General features: G+C 50.2%; 12 protein-coding genes. 1 reads left to right on the plus strand and 11 read right to left on the minus strand.

What is annotated here, in order from left to right; genetic code table 11:
* Positions 1-417: 417 nt before the first annotated feature.
* Genes M6F29_RS10830 through M6F29_RS10875 form a run of 11 tightly spaced genes read right to left on the minus strand, consistent with a single transcriptional unit; the run spans position 418 to position 5,450 of the window.
* The gene (locus M6F29_RS10830; RefSeq protein WP_298159679.1) at positions 418-1,242 is read right to left on the minus strand and encodes an SIR2 family NAD-dependent protein deacylase; all 825 of its coding nucleotides are present in this window, start codon (positions 1,240-1,242) and stop codon (positions 418-420) included.
* Positions 1,239-1,448, minus strand: a complete 210-nt coding sequence (locus tag M6F29_RS10835; RefSeq protein ID WP_298159681.1) for a hypothetical protein — start codon at positions 1,446-1,448, stop codon at positions 1,239-1,241. The genes M6F29_RS10830 and M6F29_RS10835 overlap by 4 nt, the downstream gene beginning before the upstream one ends.
* A 12-nt stretch (positions 1,449-1,460) precedes the next feature.
* Positions 1,461-1,757: a 2Fe-2S iron-sulfur cluster-binding protein gene (locus M6F29_RS10840; RefSeq protein ID WP_298159684.1), complete on the minus strand. Its 297-nt coding sequence runs from the start codon at positions 1,755-1,757 to the stop codon at positions 1,461-1,463.
* 19 nt (positions 1,758-1,776) lie between these two features.
* On the minus strand, positions 1,777-2,913 hold the full coding sequence (locus M6F29_RS10845) for a DegT/DnrJ/EryC1/StrS family aminotransferase (protein WP_298159686.1): 1,137 nt from the start codon (positions 2,911-2,913) through the stop codon (positions 1,777-1,779).
* Complete coding sequence (locus M6F29_RS10850; RefSeq protein ID WP_298159689.1) at positions 2,910-3,167, minus strand: hypothetical protein; 258 nt, start codon at positions 3,165-3,167, stop codon at positions 2,910-2,912. Before M6F29_RS10850 ends, M6F29_RS10845 begins: the two co-directional genes overlap by 4 nt.
* A gap of 1 nt (position 3,168) precedes the next feature.
* Positions 3,169-3,378 (minus strand): putative nitrogen fixation protein NifT, encoded by a 210-nt coding sequence (gene nifT / locus M6F29_RS10855; protein ID WP_298159693.1) that lies wholly within the window; start codon positions 3,376-3,378, stop codon positions 3,169-3,171.
* A complete protein-coding gene (locus M6F29_RS10860; protein ID WP_298159695.1) occupies positions 3,375-4,499 on the minus strand; it encodes a cysteine desulfurase family protein in 1,125 nt (374 codons plus the stop codon). Before M6F29_RS10860 ends, nifT begins: the two co-directional genes overlap by 4 nt.
* Positions 4,496-4,948 (minus strand): DUF3024 domain-containing protein, encoded by a 453-nt coding sequence (locus M6F29_RS12420; protein WP_366526002.1) that lies wholly within the window; start codon positions 4,946-4,948, stop codon positions 4,496-4,498. Before M6F29_RS12420 ends, M6F29_RS10860 begins: the two co-directional genes overlap by 4 nt.
* The gene (locus tag M6F29_RS10865; protein ID WP_298159698.1) at positions 4,860-5,099 is read right to left on the minus strand and encodes a nitrogen fixation protein NifZ; all 240 of its coding nucleotides are present in this window, start codon (positions 5,097-5,099) and stop codon (positions 4,860-4,862) included. Before M6F29_RS10865 ends, M6F29_RS12420 begins: the two co-directional genes overlap by 89 nt.
* An 8-nt stretch (positions 5,100-5,107) precedes the next feature.
* Complete coding sequence (locus M6F29_RS10870) at positions 5,108-5,326, minus strand: 4Fe-4S binding protein (protein WP_366526003.1); 219 nt, start codon at positions 5,324-5,326, stop codon at positions 5,108-5,110.
* Positions 5,277-5,450, minus strand: coding sequence for a hypothetical protein (locus M6F29_RS10875; RefSeq protein WP_298159702.1), 174 nt, complete (start codon positions 5,448-5,450; stop codon positions 5,277-5,279). Before M6F29_RS10875 ends, M6F29_RS10870 begins: the two co-directional genes overlap by 50 nt.
* 157 nt (positions 5,451-5,607) lie before the next feature.
* Between M6F29_RS10875 and nifV the strand changes: the two genes are divergently transcribed.
* The gene (gene nifV, locus M6F29_RS10880) at positions 5,608-6,771 is read left to right on the plus strand and encodes a homocitrate synthase (protein ID WP_524537731.1); all 1,164 of its coding nucleotides are present in this window, start codon (positions 5,608-5,610) and stop codon (positions 6,769-6,771) included.
* Positions 6,772-7,004: the final 233 nt, after the last annotated feature.

The raw sequence follows: 7,004 nt of genomic DNA on the forward strand, positions 1-7,004 counted from the left end.
CTTCCCGATCCCACCCTTCCCATAAAATGCAATCTGTCTCAAATCAGCCATCTCATTCTCCTTGGAGTACAGTTATCGAATAGCAGTCCCTAAATTAATCATGGTTCACCGGGTTTTTAGGCCAACAACCTGACATGCCTTGTCTCACCCATCAACCGAAATATGTTTTCCGGTTTGTACATAGCCATAGCAATGTCCGTGCCATTTACCAAAAACAATTACAACATATTGTTTACAATTAATTATTTTTAAAATACATTAAAATTTCAGGCGCTTTTCATCTGTTGGCAACCCAACACCTCTGTCGGAAATCATGCAAAATCTTCAGGAAATCCAACACAATGCCTCGATCGTCCAGGAATAATCGGACAGGGGTGTCCACGACAATTTCAGGAAGAAAATATCAAGGAAAGGTTTTCAGGTTTCAACGATCAGTTCCAGAACAAAGTCGCCCAAGGAAATATCGAGTCGTTCGATCCCTTGCTCCTTCAGAAACCTCTCCTCGTTCCGGGTCATTTCCCCCGGCAAAACCGCCCAATGCCTGAGCGCCGACCGTTTCATGATTTGACGGGCAAAGGTTCGTTCCAGTTGATTTCTGAATCGACAGCCCATGAAGATAAAGTTCTTTCCGGTACGAATACGTTTGACCGCATCCGGGATGGGTGTCTGAATGTCGATTTCCGTCATGACTTCGACGAAGTCCGTATCCGATACCAGAAAGTTGTTCCCGGGAGAAATTGACCCCAGGGGTTTATAGATCAATTTTCTCCAGTTGACGGCCTGATCGGCTTCAGCAACATCACCGAGCGACTGGTAATAATGGACCCAGGTGCCAAAATGTTCTGACTGACTGACTCCGTGCACCTGTCCCCAATCACCACCGGGCGACATCGCTCCCTGCATGGCATTGTCGTACCAGACATCGACGATCAGGGCTGGCCCGCAGGGAAGATGGGCAAGATAATGATGAAGGGGACTTGGCTCCACTTGCGGCGTAAAAGTTTCGGTCATGATTCCCGACAAACTTTTCCGATGCTTGAAGTTTTCGATGAATTGAGCCGCAGCCGTCAGGTTCTTGCGAACCTTATGCGGAACGGAAACTTTGGAAACCAGTTTCTCGACCAGAGAATTCGGGGAATTGGGGACCGGGCAATTCGGCACGAGATCCAATACCCCGGGGCCTAGATAGGGAATGAATCGGCCCGTTTCCAGGCCCTCCCTGATCAAGCCGATCTCGTTCATGCCGAGATTCCCTGTTTGAGTAGATTGAGTTGTTCGGCAGAAAGTCTGAAAACCCCCCGCCCGCCTGAAAGAGACTCGTAGCAATTCCGAGTGTTCCGACTCAAATGATTGAACCAGTTCTGAGCCGTCAGCGCGGAGGGGCGCTCGCCAATTTCACTGACTGTCGCGTCATTGTTGAAACGCACATGAATCATGATGTTTTCCATGATGTCGTACTCCTATACGAAACTGAGAATTTCGATGGTGACATTTTCACCGCCCAACAACGCCTGACAAGCGAGCCTCGATTTGGAACCAACCCCAACGAGAGTGTCGAGTTTTTCGTTTTCGACTCGCTGAATTCTGGAAATGCTTTTTCTTCCCTCCGTCACGAATATATGACAGGAACCACATTCGGCCTTGCCATCACACTTGTGAGGAATACTTTCGCCAGAATCAAGAATGGCACGAAGAATACTGATTCCTTCCATTCCTTCTATTTTTTTCCCCGAGGGCATCATGGTTACAACAGGCATTTCGTTTCTCCTTTACCTATCAATAAATAGCCGAACCGGCTCCTACATTCAGTGAAGCATCTTTGGTGGTCTTGACGATGAAACCCACTTGGTCTTCCGTCAAATGTCCATGAAAAGGCAAGACGATAACTCTATCCGCCACCTTCTCCGTCACCAGGAAATTCCCTTTCCGGTAACCTGACTTCTGGTAATACGGCTGGAGATGGACTGGCTGGCAATAGGCCGCCGATTCAACCCCTTCGGTATGCAGATCGTGGATGATGGCATCACGACTGCTTTTCGAAAACCTTGTGCCAAGATGGATCGGGTAGAGAAACCAATGAACCTCATCGACATCCTGGGCAATGTAGGGATCCTTGATTCCCTCAAAGGAACGCACATGATCGTAGTAAAAATCTTCGACTTTCTTTCTTCGTTCCAGGATTCGATCGATCCGCCGTAACTGGACCAGGCCCAGAGCGGCCGTCACATCACTCATCACACACCCCCAGGGCAACCATGCTCCGGCAATGACCGAAAACCGCTCGTCCTGACGACGATTTCTGATTTGCCTGATGGCAGAGCAAAGTTGGGAGTCATCCGTCACGATCATGCCGCCCTCTCCACAAACCAGAGGGCCTGGTTGCGAAAAGTCGAAAATTGCCAGATCTCCGAACGAACCCACCTGCTTACCCTTGTAGACCGAGGCAATGGCTTCGGTGGAATCCTCGATCAATAAAAGATCGTGCGCTCTGGAAAGTTGCATAAATTCATCCCAGGGCGCAGGGTGACCGTTGGTATTTCCAACCAGCAGTGCCCGCGTGCTGGAGGTGATTTTGGCTGCAGCCTTGACAGGGTCCAGGGTCCCTGCCCAGTAATCGATTTCCGAAAACACCGGGGTCGCCCCACAATGGGAAAGAGCATGGCTGATCTGATGCCACGCATAGGGAGAGGCAATGACTTCATCTCCGACCCCAATTCCCTTTGCCTGGAGGGAAATCATGAGACCCAGGATTCCACTGTGAACGGCTATGGCATGTTTGCGACCAACGAAGGCGGCAAATGCCGTTTCAAATTCCTCGACCTTGTCCCCATGACTGGTTCTGGTCGACTTCAGCACCTCTGAAACACTTTCGATTTCAAGTTGACTGATGTCGGGGTCCGAAAGTGTGATCATCGTTTTTTTTCCACCACGACCACCCCTGTGGCCTCAGCCAATTCCCGGGTAATCTTCCAACAGTGATCCCGACCATCCACCAGATGGATATCAAAGCCCCGACTGCGCCTGAAAGGTATTTCGCCAAACAGATCAGAAGGTTCGCAACGAGTCAGGGAAACACCCGGAAATCTGTGTTTGAACATTGCCGACAAATTTCCGTGATCTTCACAACCTTCGAGAAAGTACTCGATCGTTTCGATATCGATGTCCATTTCATGCCTCGCTTTTTCTGACCTCGACAGTAATGGGCAACTTGGTGTCCGCCGCCATTTCAGGCAGTTCCAATATCCAGCCATTCCCAAGGCTTATCTTCCCGCCCCAAAGCCCAGGCTTTTCCATGGTGACGATAGGCTCTTCCAGATCCTTCTTGGGAACATAAATCGAGTGCCCCCCTGTTGCATTTTTTCTGATCATGACCTTCATTGAACCTTTCCCCTCATGTTGTCGATAATGTCCGGCAATACGCCCAACAAATGATCCACATCCTCTTTCGAGGTATCACGACCAAGAGAGAACCGTACTGAACTCTCTGCACCTGGTCCCAACCCCATCGCCAACAACACGTGGGAAGGTTGGTTTCCTCCCGCGGTACAAGCCGCACCAGTCGAAACATGAATTCCCAGTTGATCGAGCTTATCCACAATCACTTCGCCGGGAAGACCATGAAAACAGATGTTGCTGGTATTGTTGACGCGTGAGGCATTCTTTCCATTGACCCGTGCAGAGGGGACCCTGTTCAGGATTTCCAATTCCAGGTAGTCCCTCAACTGGGCGGTCTGTGACCAATGCGCCCCTTGCGCAAGGATCCGGCAGGCCACCCCCAGCGCAGCGATTCCCGGGAGATTTTCAGTTCCCCCACGCATTTTTCTTTCCTGATGACCAAAAAATACGGGGGAAAGTGACTGTTTCTTTCTCACAAACAGAACACCAATTCCCTTGGGGGCGTGCATCTTATGGCCTGACAATGAAAGAAAATCGGCAGCCGTCGATTTCATGTTCACTTCAGCCTTGCCACAAATCTGCACGGCATCAGTGTGGAAAAGCGCTCCATTTTTATGAGCGATTTCCGCTGCCTGTCCAACCGGAAAAATTACTCCAGTCTCATTATTGGCCCACATCAGTGAAACCAGACTCGTCTCTTCAGTCACCGCATTTTCCAGATCAGACAAATCGAGATTTCCATCGCGATCGACGCCCAACTTCGTCACTCGATAGCCCTTTCTCTCCAGATCCGCCAATAGCAACAGATTCGAAGGATGTTCCACCGCACTGGTGACAATTTGCTTTTTCTCGGGCTGGGCTGCGCAAGCACCCAGAATCGCCATGTGGTTACTCTCGGTTCCCCCACTGGTAAATATGATTTCCTGGGGGGTAGCCCCCAAAAATTCCGCCACCTCTCCCCTGGCCGTGATCAACCTTCGTTTGGCCAGGAGACCAGAACCATGGGTACTGGATGGATTGGCAAATTCACTCATAGCCACGATCACGGCATCCAGGCATTCCCTGGCAAGCGGTGTCGATGCGTTGTAATCGAAGTAGGTCATGGCCAAAATTTTCTATGTTTATCCTGATTGAGCATGGTCAGAAGCAGCAGCAATGTTCCAAATTCAGACTCAAGACACCAAACTCCGTGGTTGTGATCCTTTCGATAAAGTCGCCACATTCCGTTTTCAGTCCTGAATTCGATCCTGGCAATATCTATCGTCCCGCCTGCCTTATCGATATTCCGAGAGCAACAAGGACTGCTGACTTCATATCCCCCGGGAATTGGGTGCACTTCCGGGGAAACATAGCGATATCTGCACCGTTCGGATAATTTTTTTTGAATTCTCTTGAAATCAACTTCATTGGGATGTGGATACTTCTCCAAGGTAACCTCCCCATCGTTCAATCGCTGGCGATCTTCAAACGGACACCAGTTCCTCTTCGAGACAGCCAACCACCAATCCTTCAGCGAACTCCACCAGATAAACGGGCATGTTGGTTTCCTCATGGCTACCCACCTGAACGACCTCGCCACGACACCCAACCTGTACGAGCAGATCTCCTGCTTCCCTTCCAGGAAAGGTTCCATCGTTGAAGAGATCCATCGTGGCAGTGACTGGTTGTCCCCACTGATACCTGGGAATTCTTTCGCCTGTCATGATTTCACCTAGGCCTGATAGCGGGGATAACTGTTATCGATGACGCACGTATTCTCCACGGGGCAGACCGCCACACATTGCGCATCGTCGAAATAACCGATGCACTCCGTGCATTTTTTCGGATTGATCACAAAGGTTCCATCCTTCTCGTAAATCGCCACATTCGGGCACTCCGGTTCACAGGCCGAACACGCCGTGCATTGCGATGAAATGATCCTGTACGCCATTTTGATAATCCTCACGAAGTTGACTCTGTCCCCAGAAGGCAAGAGCAACAAGCATGCCAATTTCAAAGCCGCCAAAAAAATAAAAAATATCCTGAAAATACAATCGGAATTCATTTGTTTGCATTCATACATCCCTGCCTCATCTGTCGCAAATGCGACAACGCTTGATCCCCTTTTCATTCTCACGCCATGCCCTCTGAAGTTGTGGATTTGACCTCCGGCAGATTTTTTCCGGAATTTCCCCTCATTTGACCCAGTTGGCACAACTGTTGCTCAGTGTCATGCACGACCTGAATATCTGGGGGGGTGACATGACCGTGATCATCAATGACGTAACGTTACGTGACGGAGAACAAACCGCCGGAGTTGCCTTCAATGCGGAAGAAAAAATTGCCATTGCTTGTGCGCTGTCAGAATCAGGCGTCCCTGAGATGGAGGTGGGCATTCCGATCCTTGGCCCGGAAGAGCAGGAAATCATCCAAACGATCACAAAAATGGGTCTCTCTGCCCGTTTAATGGTCTGGGGAAGAATGCTGCATGAGGATTTGCTGGTCATGGCGAAGTGCGGTGCGGATATCGTCAATTTGTCCATTCCGGTTTCCGACCTCCAGATTTTCAACAAAATTTCCCGGGATCGAAACTGGGTCTTGAATACCGTCAGCCGGCAGGTCAGAGAAGCCAGGGATCTTGGCATTGAGGTCAGCGTTGGCGGTGAGGATTCCTCACGGGCCGATTTGAACTTTCTGATGCAAGTCATGGAAAAGGCACAAATGGCAGGGGCCAGAAGATTCCGGTTTGCGGATACCCTGGGACTGCTGGATCCCTTCACGACCTTTGATCGAATTCGGCACTTGAAAAGAAATTCGGATCTGGAAATCGAAATTCATGCACACGATGATCTCGGCCTGGCCACGGCCAACACTCTTGCCGCCGTCAGCGCCGGTGCAACCCATGTCAACACCACCGTCAATGGTCTGGGGGAAAGGGCAGGCAATGCCCCCCTCGAAGAGGTCGTCATGGGCTTGAGACACCTCCATGGCATCGAGACGGGAATCGATGCGCGCCGCTTTCCGGAAATATCCGAACTGGTCGCGCGCGCCTCCGGCCGCCCGATACCCGCCAACAAATGTATTGTCGGCAGTTCCGTTTTTACCCATGAATCTGGGATTCACATCGATGGTCTGCTCAAAAACGTCGCCAACTATCAAAATTTCGACCCTGCTGAAGTAGGCCGCGAACACCGCCTCGTGCTGGGGAAACATTCGGGCTCAAAATCCGTTCTGAATGCCTACGCCCAACTGGGTATCCTGCTGACAGATTCCGAGGTCAAATCGATTCTTGGTCGTATTCGGAATCACGCAGTCGCCCACAAGCAAACCCCCAACTCCAGAGATCTTGAACGTTTCTACGCGGAAACGCTCTCGGGGTCGACATTTCCGCACTGAGAGATCACCAGATCCAAAGCATGTATTTTGTCTGACTCTGGTTTGTCAGGTTTGCGACATTTCATCGACGAATACAAATTTAACCGTTAATTATCAACATGATAGTTTTTGGCATGAGAGTTGCTTTGGCCACCGTTATATAGACGAATACATAGCCCTGAATCCGTGTTCGTTATAGAAAATCCCCACCCGAGACCGAATCGACATGAATTTGACCGGCCAGTCTTTCAAAA

Source organism: Ferrovum sp., from assembly GCF_027317285.1.
Taxonomy (GTDB): Bacteria; Pseudomonadota; Gammaproteobacteria; order Burkholderiales; family Ferrovaceae; genus Ferrovum.

Bases quoted from the DNA above. Each gene is read 5' to 3' on its own strand.
- nifT (WP_298159693.1), bottom strand. From the start codon at position 3,378: ATGAAGGTCATGATCAGAAAAAATGCAACAGGGGGGCACTCGATTTAT.
- M6F29_RS10830 (WP_298159679.1), bottom strand. From the start codon at position 1,242: ATGAACGAGATCGGCTTGATCAGGGAGGGCCTGGAAACGGGCCGATTC.
- nifV (WP_524537731.1), top strand. From the start codon at position 5,608: ATGCACGACCTGAATATCTGGGGGGGTGACATGACCGTGATCATCAAT.
- M6F29_RS10860 (WP_298159695.1), bottom strand. From the start codon at position 4,499: ATGACCTACTTCGATTACAACGCATCGACACCGCTTGCCAGGGAATGC.
- M6F29_RS10850 (WP_298159689.1), bottom strand. From the start codon at position 3,167: ATGGACATCGATATCGAAACGATCGAGTACTTTCTCGAAGGTTGTGAA.
- M6F29_RS10845 (WP_298159686.1), bottom strand. From the start codon at position 2,913: ATGATCACACTTTCGGACCCCGACATCAGTCAACTTGAAATCGAAAGT.
- M6F29_RS10870 (WP_366526003.1), bottom strand. From the start codon at position 5,326: ATGGCGTACAGGATCATTTCATCGCAATGCACGGCGTGTTCGGCCTGT.
- M6F29_RS10865 (WP_298159698.1), bottom strand. From the start codon at position 5,099: ATGACAGGCGAAAGAATTCCCAGGTATCAGTGGGGACAACCAGTCACT.
- M6F29_RS10840 (WP_298159684.1), bottom strand. From the start codon at position 1,757: ATGCCTGTTGTAACCATGATGCCCTCGGGGAAAAAAATAGAAGGAATG.
- M6F29_RS10875 (WP_298159702.1), bottom strand. From the start codon at position 5,450: ATGCAAACAAATGAATTCCGATTGTATTTTCAGGATATTTTTTATTTT.
- M6F29_RS12420 (WP_366526002.1), bottom strand. From the start codon at position 4,948: ATGAGGAAACCAACATGCCCGTTTATCTGGTGGAGTTCGCTGAAGGAT.
- M6F29_RS10835 (WP_298159681.1), bottom strand. From the start codon at position 1,448: ATGGAAAACATCATGATTCATGTGCGTTTCAACAATGACGCGACAGTC.